Raw genomic sequence first — 22,501 nt, forward strand, 5'->3', positions numbered from 1 at the left:
TTCTCCTTCAACTGCCCCGGCCCGGGAGGAGCGGCGGCTTCGCCTTGCGCTCGCGCTCCTGGTCCTCGAGCAGGTCCTTCAGCTCGTGCATGAACTCGGAGATGTCGCGGAAGCTGCGGTACACGGAGGCGAAGCGCACATAGGCCACCTCGTCCATCTGCTGCAGCCGGCGCATGACCTCCTCGCCGATGACGGACGAGTTGATCTCCTTCTCGCCCATGCCCTGCAAGAGCCGCTCGATGGCCACCACCGTCTCCTCCAGCTTGTCGGCGGAGACGGGGCGCTTCTCGCAGGCCTTCTTCAGGCCGCTGACGATCTTCTCGCGGTCGAACGCCTCCCGCCGGCCGTCCTTCTTCACGATGAGCGGGTAGAGCTCCTCCACCCGCTCGTACGTCGTGAAGCGGCGCTTGCAGGCCAGACACTCGCGGCGCCGCCGGATGACGGAGCCCTCGTGTGACTCTCTCGAGTCGATGACCTTGTTTTCGGCATCCTGGCAGAACGGGCAACGCATGGAGGCGGGAGAGAAGCTCCTGTCGGCGAACGAGCGGCGAGCTACTTCAGACGCGAGGCGTACAGCGGGAAGCTCTGGGCCAGCTCCTTCACCTGCCCGCGGATGCGCGCGAGCCCAGCGTCGTCCTGGGCCGCGTCCAGCGCGGCGCCGATGAGCTTGCCCACCGTGGCCATCTGGGCCTCGCGCATGCCGCGCGTGGTGATGGCGGGCGTGCCCACCCGGACACCGGAGGTCACCATCGGCTTCTCCGGGTCGAACGGAATCATGTTCTTGTTCACCGTGATGCCCGCCTTGTCGAGCACCGCCTCGGCCACCTTGCCCGTCAGCTTCTTGGGCCGCAGGTCCACCAGCATCAGGTGGTTGTCGGTGCCGCCGGACGTCAGCCGCAGGCCCGCGGACAGGAGCGCCTCCGCCAGAGCGCTCGCGTTGGCGACGATCTGCTTCTGGTACGCCTTGTACTCCGGCGTCAGCGCCTCGCGCAGGGCCACGGCCTTGCCGGCGATGACGTGCATCAGCGGGCCGCCCTGGATGCCGGGGAAGATCTGGCTGTTGATGGACTTCGCGTACGGCTCCTTGCCCATCACCAGGCCGCCGCGCGGACCGCGCAGCGTCTTGTGCGTGGTGGTGGTGACGATGTCCGCGAAGGGCACCGGCGAGGGGTGCACGCCCGCGGCGACCAGGCCCGCGATGTGCGCCATGTCCACCATCATGGAGGCGCCCGCCTCGTCGGCGATCTCCCGGAACTTCGCGAAGTCGAGCGTGCGCGGGTAGGCGCTGGCGCCCACGACGATGACCTTCGGCTTGTGCTCCAGGGCCAGCTGGCGCACCTGGGCGAAGTCGATGGTCTCCGTGTCGCGCGTCAGGCCGTAGTGGACGACCTTGTAGAGCTTGCCGGAGAAGTTGAACGTGGCGCCGTGGGTGAGGTGGCCGCCGGAGTTCAGGTCCAGGGACAGCAGGGTGTCACCGGGCTTCATCAGCGCCATGTACGCGCCCATGTTCGCCTGGCTGCCCGAGTGCGCCTGCACGTTGACGAAGTCCGCGCCGAACAGCTGCTTCGCGCGGTCGATGGCGAGGTTCTCCACCACGTCCACCACCTCGCAGCCGCCGTAGTAGCGCTTGCCGGGGTAGCCCTCCGCGTACTTGTTGGTGAGCACCGAGCCCACCGCCTCCATCACCGCGGGGCTGACGAAGTTCTCCGAGGCGATCAGCTCCAGGCCTTGCTCCTGGCGCTCGGTCTCATGACGCACGGCCTGGGCAATCTCGGGGTCCACCTCGGCCAGAGTGCGGGTGTTCTCCATGGCTGATCTCCTCACGACGACGGGTACTGCGAAGGCCGCTAGCCCTGGGACTCGGCCTCGCGAATCTTCTGCACGCGGCGCTCGTGGCGACCGCCCTCGAACGCCGTGCCGAGGAACGCCTCCAGGATGGCCCGGCCCACGCCGGCCCCCACCACGCGCTGGCCCAGGCACAGCACGTTGGCGTCATTGTGGGCCCGCGCCATCCGGGCCTCGAACTCCGTGGTGCACAGGGCCGCTCGCACGCCCTTGTGCTTGTTGGCGACGATGCTCATGCCGATGCCGGTGCCACACACCAGCACGCCCAGCGTGGCCTCGCCGGACGTCACCGCCTTCGCCACGCGCGCGGCGAAGTCCGGGTAGTCCACCGAGTCCCGGGCGAAGGGCCCCACGTCCTCGTGGGCCACCTTCCGCTCCTGGAGCGCCGCCACCAACTCCTGGCGGAGCTCCAGGCCCGCGTGGTCCGAAGCGAGAATGACTTTCACGCGGGGTCTCCTCGCTTCCCGTTACTGGAAGCGCTTGAACAGCAGCACCGCGTTGGTGCCGCCGAAGCCGAACGAGTTGCTCATCACCGCGTCCACCCGGAGCTCGCGCGCCTGGTTGGGCACGTAGTCCAGGTCGCACTCGGGGTCGGGCGTCGTCTGGTTGATGGTGGGGGGCAGGATGTTGCGCGACAAGGCCAGCGCGCTCACCACGCCCTCGTAGCCGCCCGCCGCACCGAGCATGTGGCCCGTCATGGACTTGGTCGACGACACCGCCACCTTGCGGGCGTGGTCGCCGAACACCGCCTTGATGGCCTTGGTCTCGTTCGCGTCGTTGAAGGGCGTGGAGGTGCCGTGCGCGTTGATGTAGCCCACGTCCTCCGGGTTCATCCCCGCCGACTGGAGCGCCAGCCGCATGCAGCGCGCCGCGCCCTCGCCTTCCGGCGCCGGCTGCGTCACGTGGTACGCGTCCGAGTTGGCGCCGTAGCCCACCAGCTCCGCGAGGATCTTCGCGCCGCGCTTCTTCGCGGCCTCCATCTCCTCGAGCACCAGCATGCCCGCGCCCTCGCCCATGACGAACCCGTCCCGGTCCTTGTCGAACGGACGGCTGGCCGCCGCCGGGTCGTCATTGCGCGTGGACAGCGCCTTCATCACCGAGAAGCCACCCAGCCCCAGCGGGGTGATGGCCGCCTCGGCGCCGCCGGCGATGGCCGCGTCCGTCTCGCCCAGCTTGATGGACTTCCAGGCCTCGCCGATGGCGTGGGCGCTGGTGGCGCAGGCGGACACCGGAGCCCAGTTGGGCCCCTTGCAGTTGTAGCGCATGGAGATGAGCCCAGGCGCCATGTTGACGATCATCTGGATGATGAAGAAGGGCGACAGCCGGTCGAACCCCTTCTCCAGGCCCTTGCGGTGCTGCTCCTCCAAGGAGGAGATGCCGCCGATGCCCGAGCCCACGATGACGCCCACGCGCTCCGGCACATAGCCGTGCGGCGCGTCCGGGCCCACCGGCAGCCCAGACTCCTCCACAGCCATCGCCGCCGCGGCCATGGCGTACTGCGCGTAGAGGTCCATGCGGCGCACTTCGCGCTTGTCGATGAACTTCTCCGGCTCGAAGTCCCGGACCTCGCCGGCGATTCGCGTGTCGATCTTCTTGGGGTCGAAGCGGGTGACGAGGGAAATGCCTGAAGTGCCAGCAAGCAGCGCCTGCCAGTTCTTCTCGGTTCCTGTGCCCAGTGCCGAGATGAGCCCGGTACCGGTGATGACGACTCGACGGTGTGACACGGTCCTCTCCGGTGGCGCCTGAGACGCCGGGGACGCCGCGCTTCAACGCGGCGTCACCCCGCCCCCCGGCACGCTGTGTGCTGTCTACTTCTTGTGGTCGGTGACGTACTTGATGGCGTCGCCAACGGTCTTGATGTTCTCGGCCTCCTCGTCGGGAATCTCGACCTCGAACTCCTCTTCCATCGCCATCACGAGCTCGACGATGTCGAGGCTGTCGGCGCCAAGGTCTTCGATGAAGGACGACTCGGGCTTGATCTCGTCCTCTCCCACGCCGAGCTGGTCGGCGATGATGTTCTTGACCTTGGCCTCAATAGCGGACGTCGACATAATGCTGAACCCTCCAGGAACCAGATGTAGGCCCGGAAGGCTTCCCGAGCCCTGTCGAAAGCCGGCGCGGTATATCCCACGCCCGCTGGCAATCCAACCTTGGGTTACATGTACATGCCGCCGTTGACCTTGAGGACCTCGCCGGTGATGTAGGAGGAAGCGTCACCTGAGAGGAAGAGGACGGCCTGGGCCACCTCCTCCGGGCTGCCCAGCCTCCCCAGCGGAATGCCCTCCACCATCTTCTGGCGCAGCTCGTCGTTCAGGTGGGCCGTCATGTCCGTGCTGATGAAGCCGGGCGAAACGGCATTGACCCGGATGCCCCGGCTGGAAAGCTCCTTGGCCACCGTCTTCGTCAGGCCCACGAGGCCCGCCTTGGCCGCCGAATAGGCCGACTGGCCGGGGTTGCCCATGTCCCCCACGACAGAGGTGACGTTGACGATGGCGCCCGAGCGCTGCTTCATCATGGGCCGGCTGGCGGCCCGGATGAGGGCGAAGGGGCCGCGCAGGTTGGCGTCGAGCTGCTTGTCCCAATCGTCGTCCTTCACCCGCATGACCAGGCCGTCCACGGCCATGCCCGCGTTGTTGACGAGCACATCCAGCCGACCGTGGTTCTTGACGATGCCCTCGATGGCGGCGGCGCACGCGGCGGTGTCCGACACATCGAAGCGCACGGACTCCGCCTTGGCGCCGGCGGCGGTGAGCATCCCCACCGTCTCCTGGGCCGCGGCCTCGTTGCCCGCGTAGCTGATGATGACCGTGGAGGCGCCCGCCTTCGCGAACGCCACCGCGCACGCCCGGCCGATGCCGCGCGAGCCACCCGTCACCAGCACCACCTTGTCCTTGAAGCTCATGCGCTCACCCCAGCGCCGCGAGCACCTTCTCCAAGCTCGCGGCGTCCTCGACGTTGAAGGTTTCGATGTCCTTGGTGATGCGCTTGACCAGCCCGCACAGCACCTTGCCCGGCCCCAGCTCCACCACGCGCGTGACGCCCTCGGCCTTGAGCGCCTCCACGCATTCAATCCACCGCACCGGCGCGCTCACCTGCTCGAGCAGGAGCGGCACCACGCGGGACACGTCCTGGTTGGGCCGCGCCTCCACGTTCGTCACCACCGGCACCGCCGGCGCCGACAGCTTCACGCCGCCCAGCACCGCCGCCAGCCGGGGCTTCACCGGCTCCATCAGCGCGCAGTGGAAGGGCGCGGAGACGGGCAGCGGCATCACCCGCTTGGCGCCGGCCTCCTTGCACTTGACGCCCGCGCGCTCCACCGCCGCCGCGTCGCCGGCAATCACCGTCTGCTCGGGCGAGTTGTAGTTGGCCGGCGACACCACCTGGCCTTCCGCCGCCGCGTCACAGGCCGCGTTCACCTTGGCGGGCTCCAGCCCCAGCACCGCCGCCATGGCGCCCACGCCCGCGGGCACCGCCTCCTGCATGAAGCTGCCGCGCGCGCGAACGGCCCGGGCCGCGTCCCCCAGCGACATGGCGCCCGCGGCCACCAGCGCGGAGTACTCGCCCAGCGAGTGGCCGGCCACGAAGGCCGCCTGGGGCCCGCGCTTCGCGAACACCGCGTGCGCCGCCACCGACACCGTCAGGATGGCCGGCTGGGTGTTGGCCGTGAGCTTCAGCGCGTCTTCTGGTCCCTCGAAGCAGAGCTTGGAGAGCGACTCTCCGAGCGCGTCGTCCGCGGCCTCGAAGACGGCGCGGGCCTCGGGGAACTTCTCGAAGAGGTCCTTGCCCATCCCGACGGCCTGGCTGCCCTGCCCGGGAAACACGAATGCGACCTTCGCCATGTGCGGTCTCTGCCTCCTGATACGTCCAAATCCGTCCTGTGACATCGGGCGCCTTCGCGCCGACATCCCCCGGGCCACGGTCTTCCGCCGGGAAGCACTCACCCGACGTCGTGGGTCGCGGGGCGCGTCCTGTCTCCAGCCGGTCCTGACGTCACCTCGAGGAGACCCGTCGCAGCCCAATGCCCAGGCGTCCGCTCTCTAATCGGAAACCGATTGCTCTGTCCCCTTTTTTCCCCTCGGGTGGGCAGGCAGCCAGGACGCGGCGCGGGCGATGCATCGCGTCAACTCCTCCTGCAGTCCGGCCTGGGCGGTGGCCAGCGCGGCCCCCAGCGCGTTGTGGATGGCGCGTGGGGACGAGCGGCCATGGGCCACGATGCCCACCCCGTTCAGGCCCAGCAGTGGAGCCCCGCCCACCTCGGCGTAGTCCACCATCTTGCGCAGGCCCGCCAGGGCGGGCTGGAGCAGCATCGCGCCCAGCTTCTCCGACAGGCCGCCCCGCTTCTCGATGGCCTGCCGCAACAGGCCGATGACGCCCATGCCCACGCCCTCGGATGTCTTGAGGACGACATTCCCGGTGAAGCCGTCCGTCACCACCACCTGCACGTCGCCGGAGAACAGGTCCTTGCCCTCGACGTAGCCGGCGAAGTCCAGGTCCGACTGGCGCAAGAGGTCGCTCGCCTCGCGCGTCAGGGGGGTCCCCTTGGAGGCCTCTTCTCCATTCGAGAGCACCGCCACCCGGGGACGCGCGACGCCCATGCGAAGGCGCACGTAGGCCTCGCCCAGCACGGCGAACTGGGCCAGGTGCGAGGGCTTGCAGTCCACGTTGGCGCCGGCGTCCAGCAGCAGGCAGCGCCCGCCGCCCTTGAGCGCGGGGAAGAGCGCGGCCAGGGCCGGACGCTCCACGCCCGGCAGCCGCCCCAGCGTCATCAGCCCTCCCGCCATCACCGCGCCGGAGTTGCCCGCGGAGACGAGCGCGTCCGCGTGGCCGTCGCGCACCAGCTCGAAGCCCACGCGCAGCGACGAGTCGCGCTTGCGGCGGAAGGCCGTGGAGGCGTGGTCGTCCATCTCCACCACCTCCGAGGCGTGGTGCACCCGGAGGTTCGGCGGCGGCAGCCCCCGGCCCAGGTGGGGCGTCACCCGCGCGGTGTCCCCCACCAGGACGACCTGATGCTCGGGGTGGGCGCGGGCGAAGAGCACGCCACCCTCCACCGGAGCGGCCGGGGCATGGTCGCCCCCCATCGCGTCCAGGACCAGCCTCATCCCTGCCGTCCCCTCGTCTGTGCGCGTGTCATGTCCCACCCGGCCCGCACCTTCCGGGCGCGAGGCGGCGCGCAGGAGACCAGGAACCTCCCAGGGGGGCAACGAATCGCTGGCCCCGCCACGTGGGGTGGGAGCAGGTGGGCGACGGCCCGGGAGACGCTCCGCATCGGTGTCCCGTACCTGGGGTGGAGGTCAGCCGGGCGGGCGGCGTGGATCCGCGGCTCCAGGGCTCCAGGGATGATCCGCGCGGTGGCGCAGAATGGGCTGGGCGTCACGAGCGTTGTCCCGACGCGCCCCATGGGATATCTGGCCCCGGGGTGGCCTTCGAGCGCCGAGGTCTGGATGATGGATCCAAGCCATACACGCTCATTGACTCGGACCTTGTGAGCCGCTAGGGTCCGCCGCCTTTCATGCCGGACGGGGAGTACGCGAGTTGATCGCGACCGCTTCCAGCCCGGCGTTGGACCGACATGTTGCGCAGGGAGCCGGGGACCCCGGCACAGCGCGTGAGACAGAGGTGAGCCGTGGGCGTCCCCAAGAAGCGTACTTCCAAGATGCGTCGTGACCGCCGTCGTGCGGCGAACAACAACCTGCGCACCGCGGTGCAGGTGACCAAGTGCCCGAACTGCAAGGAGCCGGTGATGCCTCACCGCGCCTGCACGTCCTGTGGCCAGTACAAGGGCCGCGAGCTGCTGCCCCAGGCCGAAGCCTGAGTCTGCCTCACTGACGCTCCCTTTCCCGGGAGCGTCGCTTCAGTGCGAAGGGCCGCGCCTCCTGCTTCCGGAGGTCGCGGCCCTTGCTCTTTTCACGACCCCGCCAACCGCGCGGGGCCGTGAGCAATCATCCAAACTTCAGTTGTTGAGCTTGATGTCCTTGAGCTTCGCCAGCCGCGGGTCCACCGGCCGGGTGTCGCACTGGCACGTCGCCTCGTTGAGGTTGGTGCCGCACTGCGAGCACAGGCCCTTGCAGTCCTCCTTGCAGACGAGGTTCATCGGCAGCGCCAGCAGCAGCTGCTCGCGGAGGATGGGGTCCAGGTGGATGGTCTTCCCATCGAAGAGCTCCTGGTCGGCGTCGTCCAGCTCGAACGAGCCGCCCGTCTCGCCCTGCTGCCGCTCCTTCTTCTCCATGGACTTCTCGTCGTCGTCCTTGAAGTCGTCGCCGCGGGCCAGCGACTCGGGCACCAGGTTCAGGGTGAAGGACACGGGCAGGGCCAGCTCCACGTCCTTCAGGCAGCGCTTGCAGGGGGCCGTCAGCTGGGCGGTGAACTTCCCCTCCAGCAGCACGCCGCCGCTCACCTTGCGCAGCGACGCCTTGAGCTGGGAGGCCCGCGTCGCTCGGAAGCCGGTCTCCTGGCCAGACGACTCGCCGTCCAGCGCGGCGCTCAGCAGCTCCTGCGCGATGGGCTCGTCCAGCTTCAGCCCGGACTCATGAATTTGTTCAACCTTTACGAGCATTTACGCGACTTCCCGGTCAAAATGGGGCGGGCAACATAGAAGGCGGACCCTCCAGCGTCAACACGCCCGGGTTCCACAGCACCGCGAAGATGTCACGCCGCCGTCACCACCGGTGGAGTGGCCTTCGTGGATCCTCCAGACAACGCTTTGCTAGGGTCGGTTTGATGCACAGGCATGATTCGCCGTCGCGGGTGGGGGCGCTCTTTCTCGTCGTGGGCCTCCTGGCGCCCCCCGGGTTGGCCCGTCCGCTCTTCCCCGCGCCCGTCCTCTCACAGCTCGGCCCCACCAGCCCTCAAATCGACCGCGCGCGCGAGCAGATCGACGACGGTGAGTTCGAGGAGGCCCGACGCACGCTCCAGGAAGGGCTGGACGCGCCGGATGTGACGGACGACCAGCTGGTGGAGCTCTACCGCCTGCTCGGCCTCACGGCGCTCTACCTGGGCGACGAGCACCAGGCGCGCGAGGCCTACGAGAAGCTGCTCCAGGCCCGTCCCGACTACGAGCTGCCTCGCACGGCGCCGCCCAAGCTGCGCTCGCTCTACGCGCGCATCAAGGAGGACATCCGCAGCCGGCGCGTGCGCCCCGTCACCCTGGACGTGGACCCGATTCCGGACCCGCGCGGCGGAGAGCCCATCGTCGTGGAGGCCACCATCCAGGAGCTGGCGCTCGGCGCCCGCGCGCGGCTGTTCTACCGACGCGCCGGAGGCCAGGCGTACAACTCCGTCGACTTCGTGAAGGACCGCGGCGAGAAGGAGCGCTTCCGCGCCGTCGTCCCCGCCTACGACGTGCCCGTGGAGCCCGAGCCCTACGAGGTCGAGTACTACTTCGAGGTGGTGGACGCGGCGCAGCGCCGGCTCGCCGGCCGCGGTGACTCGTTCCAGCCGCTGCTCTTCCAGGTCGCCCCCGAGAAGGCCACGGCCACGGCCGCCGAGGCCTCCGAGGGCCGCCCCTGGTACAAGAGCCCCTGGCTCTGGGTGGCCGTGGGCGCGGTGGCCATCGGCGGCACCGCGGGCGTCGTCGCCCTCACCTCGTCCGAAGATCGCGGCCGCGTCCCCATCACCATCCGCGTGGACCCCTCCCAGCCATGAGCCTGCGCCTCCTGAACGTCCTGCCGCTCGCCGCCCTGCTCTTCGCGTGCGGTGATGCCCCCTCCTCCCACGCCGGCCGCTTCCCGCTGGACGTGACGATGTCGCGCGCGGTGGCCAACGAGGTCCACGCGCTCCAGGTGAGCGTGCTCAAGAACGGCTCGGGCCGAAGCTGCACGGAGCTGCAGCGCACCTGCCTCAACACACAGGTGAAGCGCGAGGACCTCGTGATGCTGGAGGACTCGCGCGGCAACGAGGGCCGCGCGCTGCGCTTCACCGTGGACATGGCCGCCCTGGAGAGCGGCGGCAGCCAGGCGCTCGAGGTGGACGTGCCGGTGGGGCGCGACTACGCGCTCGTCATCGAGGCCATCGCCGTGGGCTCGCCCTCGCGCTTCCTGGGCAGCTCCTGCAACTACCTGCAGGTGGTCAACTCCGGGAACAACGCGCCGGTGCTCGCCGCGCCGCTGGTGCTGACCGAGCAGTCCTGCGACCCGAGCATCGCCCCCTGAGCAGCCGTGCGCCCACGCTCCGGGCACAGCGCCGCCCACCGCCTTAAGAGGACGCCATGACGCGAATCCTGATCATCGAGGACGAGCAGGACCTCGCCGGCCTCGTCGAATACAACCTGCGGGCCGCCGGCTTCGAGACCGAGTCCGCCAACACGGGCGCCGGGGGCCTGGCCCGCGCGCGCGCCAACCCGCCGGACCTGCTGCTGCTGGACCTCATGCTGCCGGACATCGCGGGCGGCGAGGTGCTGCGGATGCTCAAGCAGGACCCGGAGCTGCGCAAGACGTCCGTCATCATCGTCAGCGCCAAGGGCCAGGAGTCCGACCGCGTGCAGGGCCTGGAGCTGGGCGCGGACGACTACGTGGTGAAGCCCTTCTCCGTGCGCGAGCTGCTCCTGCGCGTCAAGGCGGTGCTGCGCCGGGGCGACGCCGACGAGGGGCCCGCGCAGGTGCTCGCCGCGGGCGACATCCTCCTGGACACCTCCCGCCACCAGGTGCGCGTGAAGAACGAGGAGGTCATCCTCACCGCGCTGGAGTTCCGCCTGCTGCGCACGCTCTTGGAGCGAAGCGATCGCGTGCAGACGCGCGAGGTGCTCCTGTCCGACGTCTGGGGCATCCAGGCCGAGATCCACACCCGCACCGTGGACACGCACATCAAGCGGCTGCGCGAGAAGCTCGGCCCCGCCGGTGACATCATCGAGACGGTGCGCGGCGTGGGCTACAAGCTCAGCCCTCCGTAGCCGACGAGCCCCCACGCGCCATGCCCCTGCGCTACACGCTGCTCCCCCTGCTCCTGCCCGCCACGGTGGTGGGCCTGCTCGTGGCCTCGCTCGGGACGCCGAGCGGCGCGGTGCCGGTGGCGCTCATCACCCTGGCCGGCTCGCTCATGGCGCTGGGGCTCAGCCGAGGCGCGCTGCAGCGCCAGCTGGACCGGCTGGAGCGCAGCACGCGCGGCCGCGCCGAGGGCGGCAACGGGCCCACGCCGGACCCGGACCGGCTGGAGGAGGTGGCGAGCCTGGAGGGCGCCATCGACTCGCTGCACGCGCGCCTGTCCGCGCGCAACACCGAGCTGAGCCAGGAGACGCGCACGCTCACCGCCGTGCTGGACAGCATGGCCGAGGGCGTCTGGGTGACGGACGCCGAGGGCACGGTGGTGCGCCACAACGACGCCCTGCGCGGCATCCTCCAGCCCGGCGCGTCCCTCGTCGGCCAGCGCCCCCTGGCCATCCTGCGCGACGACCAGCTCCATGACGCCGTCATGCGCGCCTGCCGCGAGGGCGCCTCCCGTCACCTGGAGCTGTCGCTCGAGGGGCTGTTCCCCCGCACGCTGTCCATCCGGGTGACGCCGCTGGGCAAGGACCTGCCGGGCAGCGCCGCCGTCTTCCACGACGTCACCGAGCTGCGCCGGCTGGAGAAGGTGCGCAAGGACTTCGTCGCCAACGTGTCCCACGAGCTGCGCACGCCCATCACCGCCATCCGCGGCTACGCCGAGACGCTCCAGGGCGGCGCGCTCGGGGACGCGAAGATGGCCCCACGCATGGTGGAAATCATCCACCGTCAGTCCGAGCGCCTCTCCGAGCTGGTGGAGGACCTGCTGGAGCTGTCACGGCTGGAGTCGCGCGAGGTGAACCTGAAACTCGGGGAAGTCTCGCTCGCCGAGGCCGCCGCCCGGGCCGCCGACACGGTGCGCCTGAAGGCCGAGGGCAAGGGCCACGTGGTTTCACTCCACGTCCCGGCGGGCCTGCGGGCGGTGGGAGACCCGCGCGCGGTGGAGCAGGTGCTGCTCAACCTCCTCGACAACGCGGTGAAGTACACGCCGGCGGGCGGGCGGGTGGACGTGGACGGAGCGTGCGAGGACGGGCGGTGCGTGGTGCGGGTGCGGGACACGGGGGTGGGCATCGAGCCGCGCCACCTGTCGCGAATCTTCGAGCGCTTCTACCGGGTGGACAAGGGTCGCAGCCGGGACATGGGCGGCACGGGGCTGGGGCTCTCCATCGTAAAACACCTGCTCCAGGCCATGGACGGCGAGGTCAAGGTCGAGAGCCAACCGAACGAGGGCAGCACCTTCACCATTTTTCTGCCCCAGGCGGCCCCCGCGCGGTCTGCGACGGGATAGGATGGCGCGACCATGCGGGTCGCCATCCTCGCGGACATTCACGGCAACCTCCCCGCCTGCGAGGCCGTGCTGGAGGACATCGAGCGCTCGGTGGCGCCCGACTTCATCGTCGCGGCCGGAGACCTGGCGCTGCGCGGCGCGCACCCTCGCGAGACGGTGGACCTCATCTTCGACCGCTGCGACTCCGTGCTGATGGGGAACACGGACTGCTACCTCGCCGGGAACTACCTGGGGGGTGCGTACCGGGAGCGGGACCACTGGAAGACGGAGCTGTTGCGCTGGACGCGGGAGCAGTTGGGCGAGGAGCACCTGCGCAAGCTGGGCGCCCTGCCCTTCTCCGTGCGCTACACGCCGCGCAAGGGGCAGGACCTCTTCGTGTGCCACGCCAACCCGCGCAACCTCGAGGAGTCGCTGGACCCCACGCTGGATGACGTGGCGGTGCGCCGCTTCTTCGCCCACCTGGACGCGGCCGCGTGCGCCTTCGGCCACCTGCACTTCCCCTACCGCCGCCGCGTGGGCCGCATGCTCATCGCGGACGTGGCCAGCGCGGGCATCCCCCGTGACGGGGATTTGCGCCCCGCCTACGGCGTCTTCACGTACACGCCCAAGGGCTGGCGCGTGCAGATCCGCCGCGTGCGCTACCCGGTGCGCAAGGCCACCCAGGCGCTCACCGCGCGCCGCGTGCCGGGCGGGCCGCTGCTCATCCACAAGCTGGTGGAGGCACGCTACCGCCACCACCACGCGCTGATGGAGGCCGCGCGCCGCCACTCCGGCCTGCCGCCTCCGGGCCCCGTGCTGCGGCCCCCGCCGGGCGCGCCCATCCGCAACGCGGCGGTGCCGCTGGAGGGCCGGGCGCCCCCGGAGGTCGACCCCACCTCCCTGCCCACGGACATGGACGGCACCGTCACGGACGCGACGCCGCTGCCGCTGGATGTGTTGAACGACCTGGACGGCTGAGATTTGTCGCCAGGGCGTTGCTTGAGTCGGGGCGCGCCGGGTGGTTGAGGGCAGGCCACCATGTCCCCTCGCGAACTGCCCCTGCTGCTCGTCCGCCACGCCGAAGCCGAGGAGGCCCACGTGCTGGGCGACGAGGCCCGCGCGCTCACCCCCGAGGGCCGCGCCCTGTTCCGCCAGCACGCGCGCAAGCTCGCCCGCCTCACGCCGCTGCGCGGCATCATCACCAGCCCCCTGGTGCGCGCCGTCCAGACGGCGGAGCTGCTCGCCGAGGCCCTGGGCCTGGCCCAGGTGGACGTCCACCCCGCGCTCCTGCCGAGGAAGGGCGCGGCGCGCCGCATCCTGAAGCTCGCCCACACGCTGGGCCCGGGCTTCGCGCTGGTGGGCCACAACCCCTCGCTGGAGAAGGCGCTCGCGCTCGCGCTGGGCGACGACACCCGCGCCCCCGACAAGCTGCGCAAGGGCACCGCGGTGGCCCTGCGCGCCCTCGCCGACGACGGCGGCTACCAGCTCGTGTGGTGGGCCGCGCCGGGCCGCTCGCTCAAGCGCTACGACGCGGAAGGCTGACGTCAGCCCTCCGCCGCGCCCACCAGGAAGGACACCAGCAGCAGCGTCAGCACGCACGTGGTGATGGCCACGTAGAGCCTGTCCTTCTGCTGCCGGAAGATGAGCAGCGACAGCGCCACGCGCATCACCGGCACAGCCATCATCACCAGGAGCCCCGCCATCACGAAGGACTGCCCGCGCGCGGCCAGGGCGCCGGCCACCACGTCCGCCAGCCCATGCGGCACCGGGTGCGGCGCGGTGAGCCGCTCCAGCGCCTCCGACGACACCAGGTAGTCGGGGTGGCGCAAGAACGTCACCACCGTGCCCAGCGTCACCAACGCCATGCTGGCGAGCACGCCGTAGCGCAGCAGGTCACTGATGAGCAGCTCCGCGCTCAGCGGGGCGTCCCCCGCGCGAGGCACCACCACCGCGCGGACCTCCACGCGGGGCTCGTTCGACGAAGGCTCGCTCATGACGTCCACCCCTTGCGCAGCATCTCGAAGGCCACCCACAGCAACACGCCCACGAAGAGCGCGCGCAGCCACGCGGCATTCACCCGGGCCATCAGGTGCCGCGAGCCCAGCCACGCGCCCAACGTGACGCCCACGCACACGGGCCCCGCGATGAACGGGTCGATGTGGCCTCGCGCGAAGTACACGCCCGCACTGGCCGCCGCCGTGACGCCAATCATGAAGTTGCTCGTCGCCGTGGACACCTTCAGCGGCAGCCGCATCGTCAGGTCCATGGCCGGCACCTTCAGCGCGCCCGAGCCGATGCCCAGCATGCCGCTCACCGTGCCGGCCACGTACATCAGCCCCAGCCCCGCCACGGGCCGGGTGACGCGGTAGCCCACCTCGCGCCCCAGCGACTCGTCGAAGTAACTGCCGTGCAGCCCCAGCCGGTCCGCGAGCGCGTCCTCGGGCACCTCGGTGGGCACCGCGCCCGACTTCAGCCGGCGCAGCATCACCAGCGCCGAGTACGCCATGACGGCGCCGAAGACCAGGTATACCCCGCGCCCGCCCACCCGACCCGACAGGAAGGCCCCGGTGAGCGCGCCCGCCGTGGTGGCCAATTCCAGGAACATGGCCACGCGCAGGTTGGCCATCCGCTCGCGCACGTACGCAGCCGCGGCGCCGCTGGACGTGGCGATGACGGAGACGATGGACGCACCCACCGCGTAGTGGATGTCCACCTTCAACAGCAGCGTCAGCACGGGGATGAGGATGAGCCCGCCGCCAATCCCCAGCAGGGAGCCCAAGAGGCCCGCGCCCACGGAGAAGGCCAGGACGACGAACGTGAAGAGGAAGGGTGTCATGCGGCGCCGGGCCGCATCCTTCCTCTCCTCCGCCCGAATTCCAATCAGGAGTCACGGCCCGAAACGGGCCGTGCCCCTCGCCTGCTTGCTACGAGACGGCTAGTGGCCGCTGGCCACGGCCGACAGGTGCACCGCGCCCGCGCCGTTCGACGGGTTCACCACCGCGGCCGGAGTCGGCGCGTCGCCGCCCAGCTCGCGCAGGAGCGCCTCCCCCACCAGCTCCGTCATGGGGATGAAGCGGCCATGCGCCGGACGCCACACGTGCACCTGCGCGTTGGCGATGTCGAACCACCAGCCGTGCAGCCGCAGCTTGCCCGCCGCCACGCGCTCCTTCACGAGCGGGTAGGAGGCCACGTGCTCCAACTGCTGGAGCACGTTGAGCTGCGAGAGGCGGTCGTAGTCCGGAAGGTCCTCCCCCAGCTTGCTGCCGGCCTTGAACGTCTTGAGCGACTCGTTGCCGTGCGAAAGCCACGCCGACAGGTTCGGCGCGCCGGGCACCTGACCGCCCGCGAGCAGCGCCTTCATGGCGCCGCAGCTCGAGTGGCCGCAGATGACCACGTCCTGGACCTCCAGGTTGGCGATGGAGAACTCCAGCGCCGCGGCCTCGGACTGGTCGCCCGTGGAGACGCCCTGCGCGTCCGACGCGGGCACCATGTTGCCCACGTTGCGCACGACGAACAGGTCGCCGGGGTCCGTGGACACCATGAGGTTGGGCACCAGCCGGCTGTCCGAGCAGGAGATGAAGAGACAATCCGGAGACTGACCCTTCGCCAGCCTGGCGAACACGTCCCGGTAGGCGGGCCGGCTCTTGAGCTGGAAGTCCAAGAGACCACGAATGAGCTTCTTCATCGGGCACCTTCTGAGGCGAGAGTGTTGTTGGGAACCTGGTGACCCAGGACAGGACTCGAGGTCTTGGACGTCCCGCTGCGGACCCAGACCTCCTCGAGCGACTCCATGACGACCGAGCCGCCCGTCTTGCGATGCGTGTCACTCCAGCTTTCGATGGCCTCGAAGCCCGAGTGGTCCAGCGTATCCACGGCCAGGTCCACGCGGACCTTGCTCCCCGCGGGCACCTGCGCCAGCGCCATGGACAGACGGGGGACACCCACGAAGGTGAGCGAGCCGGACACCTGGACGAGGTACTCGTCCTGCACCTGCTTCACGTCCACCTTCACGCTGCCCAGCCGCCACAACAACCGCAGGATGGCCACCAGCAATCCCAGGCCGATGCCCGCCAGCAGGTTGATGCCGACGACGCCCGCCACCGTCACCGCGTACACGAGCACCTCGCCGCGCTTCTGCAGCTCGCGGATGTGGTGCAGGTTGACCAGCTTGGTGCCGACGACGACGAGCAGACCGGCCAGCACCGTCAGCGGCACCAGGCCCGCCACCGAGCCGAGCGTGGTGACGAAGAGCAGGAGCCACAGGCCGTGCATGACGGCCGACCAGCGCGACTTCGCGCCCGCGGCGAGGTTGGCCGCGCTGCGCACGATGACGCCGGTGATCGGCAGGCCGCCGATGAGACCCGACACCGTGTTCGCCACGCCCTGCGCGAACAGCTCCTTGTCCAGGTTGGCCCGGGGGCCCGTGTGCATCTTGTCCGTGGCCACCGCGCACAGGAGCGACTCCGCGCTCGCCACCAGCGCCAGCGACAGCACCGCCGCGATGAACGTGCCCCAGCTTCCCGCCGCGGGCAGCGCCGGCAGCTGGATGCTGCTGAACACGTTCTCCGGCAGCTGCACGCGCGCCACGTCCGCGCCCCAGAACACCGAGACCGCCGTCGCGCCCACCACCGCCACCAGCGGCGCGGGCACCAGCTTCAGCTTGCCCTTGCCGATGAACGGCCACACCACCATCAACCCGATGGTGACCAGGCCCAGCAGCGCGGCCGGGCCGTGCAGCCCGATGAGCTGCTCGGGCAGCTCCTTGATGTTCTGCCAGGCGCTCGACTGGGGACTGCCGCCCAGCACGATGTGGATCTGCCCCAGCACGATGAGGATGCCGATACCGGCCAGCATCCCGTGAATCACCGCGGGGGAGATGGCCAGCGCCGCGCGCGCCACCTTCAGCCCACCAAAGGCCATCTGCAGCAGGCCCGCGGCGGCCACCGCGGCGCACGTCATCGCCAGGCCCATGGTCTGGATGAAGCCGAACACCATCACCGCCAGGCCGGCGGCGGGGCCGCTCACCTGCATCGGCGCGCCGCCCAAGAGGCCCACCACCACGCCGCCCACCACGCCGGCGATGAGGCCCGACACGATCGGCGCACCGGAGGCCAGGGCGATGCCCATGCACAACGGCAACGCCACCAGGAACACCACCAAGGAAGCGGGCAGGTCAGCGGCCAGGTTCTTCCAGGCCGAGCCAGCGTTCCCATGACTCGTCGACATCGCCATACACCTCCACGAGAAGACGCCACCGGGGGTGGCGCACGCTGAGTCTCGCGGCGCGTCATGGCAATGAATGTGCCACGCCCCAACCCCTTGGATTCACATGCGAATCCCCCATCAAGGGTGGGCGGGCGATGAAAGGAAACTTCAGTGGCCGGGGGCCGACTTCAAGAAACTTGAGCAAGGAACTTGAAGTCCCCTGCCCCGGGCGGCCGCCGTGGGACGGCGGCTCAGGACTCCTCGAGCTTGCGCAGGAAGGTGGGATACGACAGGCCCAGGGCCTTGGCGGCCTCCATGCGGCGGCCCTCCAGCCTGCCCAGCACGTGCTTCACGTAGAGCCGCTCCACCTCGTCGAGCGTGCGGGGGCCGCCGGAGACGACGAAGGCGTCCGGGTCCACCGCGGCGGGGCCCTGGTTGCCGCGGGGCTCCAGCGCCTGGAGCTCCAGCGCGGGGCCGGACTCGAGCACCAGCGCGCGCTCGAGCACGTTGCGAAGCTCGCGCACGTTGCCCGGGAAGCGGTAGCGCTCCAGGCGGGCCTTCGCCGCGCTGGAGAAGTCCACCGGCCTGCGCCCCAGCTCCGCGCACAGCTCCACCAGGAGCGACTCCGCCAGCGGCAGCACGTCCTCGCGCCGCTCGCGCAGGGGCGGAATCTCCACGCGGAAGACGCTGAGCCGGAAGTAGAGGTCCTCGCGGAAGCGCCCCTCGGCCACCTCGCGCGTGAGGTCGCGGTTGGTGGCCGTCACCACGCGCGCGTTGCTCGTCAGCTCCGTCGTCCCGCCCAGCCGCCGGAAGGCGCCCTGGTCCAGGAACGTGAGCAGCTTGGCCTGCAGGCTCAGCGGCAATTCGCCAATCTCGTCGAGGAAGAGGATGCCGCCGTCGGCCACCTCCACCAGCCCGCGCCGCGCCGCGCGCGCGTCGGTGAAGGCGCCCCGCTCGTGGCCGAACAGCTCGCTCTCCACCAGCGCCGACGGCAGCGCCGCGCAGTTGACGTGCACGAAGGGCCCCTGCCCGCCCTGCACGTTGTGCAGGTGGCGCGCGAGCACCTCCTTGCCCGCGCCCGTCTCGCCGGTGATGAGCACCGGGCTGCGCGGCGCGGTGGCGATGCGCTCGATCATCTGCAGCGCCTCCACCATGGCCGGCGCGCGCGGACGCAAGAGCCGACGCCGCCCGCCCAGCTCGCTCTCCGCCTGGCGCAGCCGCTCGTGCAGCTGCAGGTCCTGCGCGGCCCTGCGCGCGCGCAGCACCAGGTCGTCCAGCTCCACGGGCTTGGACAGGTAGTCGCGCGCGCCCTGCTTGATGGCGTCCACCGCGCTGGCGATGTCGCCGTGCGCCGTCACCATCATCACCGCCGTGTCCGGGAACTGCGCGCGCAGCTCCGGCAGGAAGTCGATGCCGTCCCCGTCCGGCAGGCGCCTGTCGAGCACCACCACCTCGGGGGCCTGCCGGGCGAGCGCCGCGCGCGCGTCATGGAGCGAGTGCGCCAGCGTCACGCGGAAGCCCTCGTGACGCAGCACGGTGGCCGCCAGCGAGGCGAAGGTCCGGTCGTCATCCACCAGCAACAGATGGGTGCTCATGAGGTGCGCTCCAGGGGCAACCGCAGCGTGAAGAGGCTGCCCTGTGGACGGCGGGTATAGGTCAGGCTTCCACCATGTGCCTCCACGGACGTGCGCGCCATGGGCAACCCCAGGCCCACGCCCTTGGCCCGTCCGGTGGCGAAGGGCTCCCACAGCCGGGGCTCCAGCCGGGGGTCCACCCCGCCCGCGTTGTCCTCCACCACCAGCACCGCCTCCGGGCCCTCGCGCGACAGGCTCACCGACACCCACGGCGAGGGGCGCAGGCCCGTGTCCTTCGCCACCGCGCCCGCCTCCACCGCGTTGCGCACCAGGTTGTCCACGGCGGACACCAGCAGCGCCGCGTCCCCCTGCACCGTGAGATGCTCCTCCAGCGACGTGCGCAGCTCCACCGTCTCCGACTCCGGCAGCATGCGCACCGACTGCAGCGCCTCGCCCACCAACAGATGCAGCTCGCAGCTGCGGCGCAGCGCGGCACGCGGCGCGCCGAACGACAAGAGCGAGCGCGCCAGGTGCCCCAGCCGCTCCACCTGCGAGCGCAGGCCGATGACGGGCAGCTCGCTGCCCGCGGGCGTGGTCCTCAAGACCGACAGCGCCGCCTGGATTCCGTTGAGCGCGTTCTTCACCTCGTGGGCGATGAGCGCGGCCGCCGTGCCCAGCGCCGCCATGGTCTCCTGACGACGCAGCCGCTCCTCCGCCGCGAGCAGCGAGCGGTAGGAGTGACGCAGCAGGACGAGGAACAGGCCCAGCGTGCAGGTGAGCAGCGCGATGTGGAAGGCGAGCTGGCGCAGGAAGCGCGAGCGCAGGCCCGCGGTGGCGGACTGCTCCTCCTCGAGCACCACCAAGAGCAGCTCGCTGCGTCCCACCCACGCCGCGGCCCCCATCAGCCGGGTGCCCTCCAGCATCAGCGGCCCGGGCGCCTTCGCCAGGGCGCGCAGCGACTGCGAGAAGTCCTCCGCGTGGCTGAAGGTCGCCGACGGCAGCAGCAGCCGCCCGCGCGCGTCCATCAGGAACAGCGCCGTCTCCTCCGTGGCGCGCGTGGGCAAAGCCTCCGTGCGCACCTCGCCGAGCAGCACCCCCTTGAGCTGGCCTTCGCTCATCATGGGCACCGCCACCACCAGCGGGCCGCCCTCGCCCTCCAGCAGGTCGATGGTGGGCGCCTTCCTCTCCACCATGCGCTGGAACCAGGGCCTGCGGGTGATGGGTGTCGCGCCCAGGGACATGCCGGGCGGGTCGCTCCACACGCGCTCCCCCTTGGGGCCCAGCAGCGCCACGCCCTCCGAGAAGAGCGACGAGTGGTAGAAGGCGCTGTCGAGCAGCGCCTGCTCCGCCGGGGACGCGCCGTCCTCGGGCAGCAGCATGGGATGGCCCGCGACGCGCGCCAGCTCCGCCTCCAGCAGCAGCAGGTGGACCCCCAGCGCGTCCGCCTGCACCCGGGCCTGGTTGGACAGGTGGCCGAGCAGCTCCTCCCGCGCGTTGTCCACATCCTCGAGGTAGCCGAGGACGGGGCTCGTCAGCGCCACCACGCCCACCAGGCCCAGCCCCAGGAGCGCCGAGCGGCCCCCCCGCCGCTGCTCCTGCGCCAGCTGCCCCGGCGTGGGCGTCAGCGTGGGCACCGGCAGGTGGCGCAGGGGCGCGGTGGAGGGTGGCGCGGGAGGCGGTTCGGGCGGGGTCATGGCGTGCTCGCCCCGCCGTTGTGGCACAGCCCCCGCGCCTGGGGAACCGACAACGCGCGGGCGTCAGCCCGCGCTCACTCCAGGTCCTCGCGACGCCGCAGGTCCCCCGTGGGTGGCGGCGGCGCCAGGCTGGCCGCCTCCCCTCCGCCGCGCATCCTGTCCAACACCTGACGCGCCCGGTCCGGCTTCACCTCGCCCTCCTGCACGAGCAGCGCGGCGATGGCCTCCACCCACTCGGGCGGCGCGCCCACGCTCGAGGCCACGGTGCGCGCATGCACCGCCATGTGGCCCCGCTGCACGCCCGCCGCGCCCAGCTCGCGCAGCGCCGCCAGGTTCTGCGCCAGCCCCACCGAGACGAAGATGCACGCCAGCTCCCGCGCATTGGGCCGCCCCAGCAGGGTGAGCGCCGACTGGACGCCGGGGTGCGACTGGAGGGTGCCGCCCACGGTGCCCAGCGCCAGCGGCAGCTGGAGCTCGCCCACCAGGTTGCCGGCCTCCCTGCGCCACACCGACAGCGGACCGTAGCGCCCCCGGAGGGCCGCGAACGCGTGCGCGCCCGCCTCGATGGCGCGCCAGTCCTGCCCCGTGGCGAGCGCGAGCGCGTCGATGCCGTTCATGATGCCCTTGTTGTGCGCGGCCGCCCGGTACGGGTCCGCCTGGGCGAAGCGGCTGGCCTGGACCACGCCCTCCGCCACCTCGGTGCCGGACAACCCGAAGTCCCCCAGTGTCCGCTCGGGGATGGAACAGCGCGCGCGAGCCAGGCACTGGGCCGACAGGTGCGTCAGGGCGCGCACGTACACCTTGCCCCCGGTGAGCTGCTCGATGCGCGGCGCGAGCGTCTCCATCATCGAGTCCACCACGAGCGCGCCCTGCGACTCCCGCGTATCGACGTGCACGTGCACCACGAGCAGCGGATCCATCCCGGGCTCCGGCGAGGGCAACAGCCGCACCTCCACCTCCCGCGCCCCTCCGCCTTCCTCCGCCAGCTGGGGATGCAGGCTGTTGGCCAGCGCGAGCAGCTCCGTGCGCGCCTCCAGGACGCGCGCCATGGCGAAGCTGGGCGGCCCGAAGCGGGTGACCTGGATCTGACCGAGCATCAGCGACGGGTCCGCCTCCGCGAGGAACCCACCCGCCTCTCCCACCAGCTTCGCCGCGAAGGAGGCGGCCGTGATGACCGACGGCTCCTCCACCACCATGGGCACCGCGTAGGCGCGCCCGTTGACCTTCAGGTGGAGCCCCAGGCCCAGGGGCAGGCTGAACAGCCCCACCGCGCTCTCCACCGCCGACAAGGTCGTCTGCATCCGGGGGCCCTGCTCCCCGGTGAGCCCGCTCAACGCCTCCGCGTCCAACCCCAGCTCCACCCCCACCCGCTCGCGACGCTCCTCCAGCGACAACCGCTGGAAGCCCGCGAATACGGACTGGGTGGACCTGTCACCACGAACGCCCTGCGTATCCAGAAACTCATCCGTCATCAATCACCTCACACCATGACAATCCCTCTCAAATGAGTCACGCGCAACCCACGAGCAATATGACACATCACCACCCCCCGGGGACCATTGTCGCACCGCGGACATCCGCGCCCCCATGCGGTTCGTCAGCCCACAGAGACATTGAACCCAGGCACAAGGAACCCCGCCCCCGAGCGATGGACCGGGTCTCATGGACGATTCCTTGCATCCAGCATTTGCAACCGCCCCGCATTTATCCCGGGGCTCCATCCTCCCCGCCCGCACTCCGGCCCGCACGCAATCCGTCTGTCTTTCACAAAGCCTTGCAGCCCGCGCTGATTCCGCACCGTGAAACACGTGCGGGCTGTCTTGCGCATGCGGGCCACGGCCGCGAGGAAGACCTCCGGCCCCACCGGACCTGTCTTGAGTAATGGGGTCGGGCCGGCGGACGAAGGACCCCTCGGTCCCAGGCCATTGTCACATTCTCGTCAGG

General features: G+C 70.8%; 23 protein-coding genes. 7 read left to right on the forward strand and 16 right to left on the reverse strand.

Annotated features, from left to right (window positions below):
- Positions 1 to 7: 7 nt before the first annotated feature.
- From nrdR to plsX, 8 genes are all read right to left on the reverse strand, one after another.
- Positions 8 to 511 (reverse strand): transcriptional regulator NrdR, encoded by a 504-nt coding sequence (nrdR, locus tag AC6JA9_RS28200; RefSeq protein WP_223745806.1) that lies wholly within the window; start codon positions 509 to 511, stop codon positions 8 to 10.
- Between the two features lie 41 nt (positions 512 to 552).
- On the reverse strand, positions 553 to 1,809 hold the full coding sequence (gene glyA / locus AC6JA9_RS28205; protein ID WP_497958121.1) for a serine hydroxymethyltransferase: 1,257 nt from the start codon (positions 1,807 to 1,809) through the stop codon (positions 553 to 555).
- A 38-nt stretch (positions 1,810 to 1,847) separates the two neighbouring features.
- Positions 1,848 to 2,291 carry a ribose 5-phosphate isomerase B gene (rpiB, locus tag AC6JA9_RS28210; RefSeq protein WP_223745804.1) on the reverse strand — a complete coding sequence of 148 codons (444 nt, stop codon included), beginning with the start codon at positions 2,289 to 2,291 and terminating at the stop codon, positions 1,848 to 1,850.
- Positions 2,292 to 2,312: 21 nt separating this feature from the next.
- Complete coding sequence (fabF, locus tag AC6JA9_RS28215; protein WP_141327746.1) at positions 2,313 to 3,569, reverse strand: beta-ketoacyl-ACP synthase II; 1,257 nt, start codon at positions 3,567 to 3,569, stop codon at positions 2,313 to 2,315.
- A gap of 84 nt (positions 3,570 to 3,653) precedes the next feature.
- Entirely contained in the window at positions 3,654 to 3,896 is a 243-nt protein-coding gene (gene acpP, locus AC6JA9_RS28220; protein WP_046714853.1) for an acyl carrier protein, read from the reverse strand.
- A gap of 104 nt (positions 3,897 to 4,000) precedes the next feature.
- Positions 4,001 to 4,747, reverse strand: a complete 747-nt coding sequence (gene fabG / locus AC6JA9_RS28225; RefSeq protein ID WP_141327744.1) for a 3-oxoacyl-[acyl-carrier-protein] reductase — start codon at positions 4,745 to 4,747, stop codon at positions 4,001 to 4,003.
- Positions 4,748 to 4,751: 4 nt separating this feature from the next.
- Positions 4,752 to 5,684, reverse strand: a complete 933-nt coding sequence (gene fabD, locus AC6JA9_RS28230) for an ACP S-malonyltransferase (RefSeq protein ID WP_497958122.1) — start codon at positions 5,682 to 5,684, stop codon at positions 4,752 to 4,754.
- Positions 5,685 to 5,882: 198 nt separating this feature from the next.
- A complete protein-coding gene (plsX, locus tag AC6JA9_RS28235; protein ID WP_473567769.1) occupies positions 5,883 to 6,944 on the reverse strand; it encodes a phosphate acyltransferase PlsX in 1,062 nt (353 codons plus the stop codon).
- Positions 6,945 to 7,468: 524 nt separating this feature from the next.
- Between plsX and rpmF the strand changes: the two genes are divergently transcribed.
- The gene (gene rpmF / locus AC6JA9_RS28240; protein ID WP_046714857.1) at positions 7,469 to 7,657 is read left to right on the forward strand and encodes a 50S ribosomal protein L32; all 189 of its coding nucleotides are present in this window, start codon (positions 7,469 to 7,471) and stop codon (positions 7,655 to 7,657) included.
- A gap of 138 nt (positions 7,658 to 7,795) precedes the next feature.
- Here rpmF and AC6JA9_RS28245 read toward each other — a convergent pair whose 3' ends face one another.
- Positions 7,796 to 8,398 (reverse strand): YceD family protein, encoded by a 603-nt coding sequence (locus AC6JA9_RS28245; RefSeq protein WP_141327738.1) that lies wholly within the window; start codon positions 8,396 to 8,398, stop codon positions 7,796 to 7,798.
- A 164-nt stretch (positions 8,399 to 8,562) separates the two neighbouring features.
- On the opposite strand from AC6JA9_RS28245, the gene AC6JA9_RS28250 reads away from it, so the two are divergent.
- From AC6JA9_RS28250 to AC6JA9_RS28275, 6 genes are read left to right on the forward strand one after another with little or no spacing between them, the layout of a single operon-like run.
- Complete coding sequence (locus AC6JA9_RS28250; protein WP_223745801.1) at positions 8,563 to 9,486, forward strand: tetratricopeptide repeat protein; 924 nt, start codon at positions 8,563 to 8,565, stop codon at positions 9,484 to 9,486.
- Complete coding sequence (locus AC6JA9_RS28255; protein WP_497958123.1) at positions 9,483 to 9,992, forward strand: hypothetical protein; 510 nt, start codon at positions 9,483 to 9,485, stop codon at positions 9,990 to 9,992. The genes AC6JA9_RS28250 and AC6JA9_RS28255 overlap by 4 nt, the downstream gene beginning before the upstream one ends.
- Positions 9,993 to 10,048: 56 nt before the next feature.
- Positions 10,049 to 10,729, forward strand: coding sequence for a response regulator (locus AC6JA9_RS28260; protein WP_046714861.1), 681 nt, complete (start codon positions 10,049 to 10,051; stop codon positions 10,727 to 10,729).
- A 20-nt stretch (positions 10,730 to 10,749) separates the two neighbouring features.
- The gene (locus AC6JA9_RS28265; RefSeq protein ID WP_141327730.1) at positions 10,750 to 12,105 is read left to right on the forward strand and encodes a sensor histidine kinase; all 1,356 of its coding nucleotides are present in this window, start codon (positions 10,750 to 10,752) and stop codon (positions 12,103 to 12,105) included.
- Between the two features lie 12 nt (positions 12,106 to 12,117).
- On the forward strand, positions 12,118 to 13,062 hold the full coding sequence (locus AC6JA9_RS28270) for a metallophosphoesterase family protein (protein WP_223785672.1): 945 nt from the start codon (positions 12,118 to 12,120) through the stop codon (positions 13,060 to 13,062).
- A gap of 60 nt (positions 13,063 to 13,122) precedes the next feature.
- Positions 13,123 to 13,626, forward strand: a complete 504-nt coding sequence (locus AC6JA9_RS28275) for a SixA phosphatase family protein (RefSeq protein ID WP_223785673.1) — start codon at positions 13,123 to 13,125, stop codon at positions 13,624 to 13,626.
- A gap of 2 nt (positions 13,627 to 13,628) precedes the next feature.
- Here AC6JA9_RS28275 and AC6JA9_RS28280 read toward each other — a convergent pair whose 3' ends face one another.
- The 7 genes from AC6JA9_RS28280 to AC6JA9_RS28310 form a co-directional block, all read right to left on the reverse strand.
- Positions 13,629 to 14,078, reverse strand: a complete 450-nt coding sequence (locus tag AC6JA9_RS28280) for a DUF1634 domain-containing protein (protein WP_408889857.1) — start codon at positions 14,076 to 14,078, stop codon at positions 13,629 to 13,631.
- Complete coding sequence (locus tag AC6JA9_RS28285) at positions 14,075 to 14,920, reverse strand: sulfite exporter TauE/SafE family protein (RefSeq protein WP_046714866.1); 846 nt, start codon at positions 14,918 to 14,920, stop codon at positions 14,075 to 14,077. The genes AC6JA9_RS28280 and AC6JA9_RS28285 overlap by 4 nt, the downstream gene beginning before the upstream one ends.
- Before the next feature lie 99 nt (positions 14,921 to 15,019).
- Entirely contained in the window at positions 15,020 to 15,769 is a 750-nt protein-coding gene (locus tag AC6JA9_RS28290) for a carbonic anhydrase (protein WP_223745796.1), read from the reverse strand.
- Positions 15,766 to 17,310, reverse strand: a complete 1,545-nt coding sequence (locus AC6JA9_RS28295) for a SulP family inorganic anion transporter (RefSeq protein WP_223745795.1) — start codon at positions 17,308 to 17,310, stop codon at positions 15,766 to 15,768. Before AC6JA9_RS28295 ends, AC6JA9_RS28290 begins: the two co-directional genes overlap by 4 nt.
- A 230-nt stretch (positions 17,311 to 17,540) precedes the next feature.
- Positions 17,541 to 18,884 carry a sigma-54-dependent transcriptional regulator gene (locus AC6JA9_RS28300; RefSeq protein WP_141332964.1) on the reverse strand — a complete coding sequence of 448 codons (1,344 nt, stop codon included), beginning with the start codon at positions 18,882 to 18,884 and terminating at the stop codon, positions 17,541 to 17,543.
- Positions 18,881 to 20,557: a sensor histidine kinase gene (locus tag AC6JA9_RS28305; RefSeq protein WP_223785675.1), complete on the reverse strand. Its 1,677-nt coding sequence runs from the start codon at positions 20,555 to 20,557 to the stop codon at positions 18,881 to 18,883. Before AC6JA9_RS28305 ends, AC6JA9_RS28300 begins: the two co-directional genes overlap by 4 nt.
- 74 nt (positions 20,558 to 20,631) lie before the next feature.
- Complete coding sequence (locus tag AC6JA9_RS28310) at positions 20,632 to 22,029, reverse strand: hydroxymethylglutaryl-CoA reductase, degradative (RefSeq protein ID WP_497958124.1); 1,398 nt, start codon at positions 22,027 to 22,029, stop codon at positions 20,632 to 20,634.
- Between the last annotated feature and the right edge of the window lie 472 nt (positions 22,030 to 22,501).

It is taken from the genome of Myxococcus sp. MH1 (assembly GCF_059738865.1).

Bases quoted from the DNA above. Each gene is read 5' to 3' on its own strand.
- AC6JA9_RS28275 (WP_223785673.1), top strand. From the start codon at position 13,123: ATGTCCCCTCGCGAACTGCCCCTGCTGCTCGTCCGCCACGCCGAAGCC.
- AC6JA9_RS28260 (WP_046714861.1), top strand. From the start codon at position 10,049: ATGACGCGAATCCTGATCATCGAGGACGAGCAGGACCTCGCCGGCCTC.
- glyA (WP_497958121.1), bottom strand. From the start codon at position 1,809: ATGGAGAACACCCGCACTCTGGCCGAGGTGGACCCCGAGATTGCCCAG.
- AC6JA9_RS28265 (WP_141327730.1), top strand. From the start codon at position 10,750: ATGCCCCTGCGCTACACGCTGCTCCCCCTGCTCCTGCCCGCCACGGTG.
- AC6JA9_RS28270 (WP_223785672.1), top strand. From the start codon at position 12,118: ATGCGGGTCGCCATCCTCGCGGACATTCACGGCAACCTCCCCGCCTGC.
- fabD (WP_497958122.1), bottom strand. From the start codon at position 5,684: ATGGCGAAGGTCGCATTCGTGTTTCCCGGGCAGGGCAGCCAGGCCGTC.
- AC6JA9_RS28290 (WP_223745796.1), bottom strand. From the start codon at position 15,769: ATGAAGAAGCTCATTCGTGGTCTCTTGGACTTCCAGCTCAAGAGCCGG.
- AC6JA9_RS28295 (WP_223745795.1), bottom strand. From the start codon at position 17,310: ATGTCGACGAGTCATGGGAACGCTGGCTCGGCCTGGAAGAACCTGGCC.
- AC6JA9_RS28305 (WP_223785675.1), bottom strand. From the start codon at position 20,557: ATGACCCCGCCCGAACCGCCTCCCGCGCCACCCTCCACCGCGCCCCTG.
- AC6JA9_RS28310 (WP_497958124.1), bottom strand. From the start codon at position 22,029: ATGACGGATGAGTTTCTGGATACGCAGGGCGTTCGTGGTGACAGGTCC.
- AC6JA9_RS28280 (WP_408889857.1), bottom strand. From the start codon at position 14,078: ATGAGCGAGCCTTCGTCGAACGAGCCCCGCGTGGAGGTCCGCGCGGTG.
- plsX (WP_473567769.1), bottom strand. From the start codon at position 6,944: ATGAGGCTGGTCCTGGACGCGATGGGGGGCGACCATGCCCCGGCCGCT.
- AC6JA9_RS28250 (WP_223745801.1), top strand. From the start codon at position 8,563: ATGCACAGGCATGATTCGCCGTCGCGGGTGGGGGCGCTCTTTCTCGTC.
- nrdR (WP_223745806.1), bottom strand. From the start codon at position 511: ATGCGTTGCCCGTTCTGCCAGGATGCCGAAAACAAGGTCATCGACTCG.
- AC6JA9_RS28245 (WP_141327738.1), bottom strand. From the start codon at position 8,398: ATGCTCGTAAAGGTTGAACAAATTCATGAGTCCGGGCTGAAGCTGGAC.
- acpP (WP_046714853.1), bottom strand. From the start codon at position 3,896: ATGTCGACGTCCGCTATTGAGGCCAAGGTCAAGAACATCATCGCCGAC.
- AC6JA9_RS28255 (WP_497958123.1), top strand. From the start codon at position 9,483: ATGAGCCTGCGCCTCCTGAACGTCCTGCCGCTCGCCGCCCTGCTCTTC.
- fabG (WP_141327744.1), bottom strand. From the start codon at position 4,747: ATGAGCTTCAAGGACAAGGTGGTGCTGGTGACGGGTGGCTCGCGCGGC.
- AC6JA9_RS28300 (WP_141332964.1), bottom strand. From the start codon at position 18,884: ATGAGCACCCATCTGTTGCTGGTGGATGACGACCGGACCTTCGCCTCG.
- AC6JA9_RS28285 (WP_046714866.1), bottom strand. From the start codon at position 14,920: ATGACACCCTTCCTCTTCACGTTCGTCGTCCTGGCCTTCTCCGTGGGC.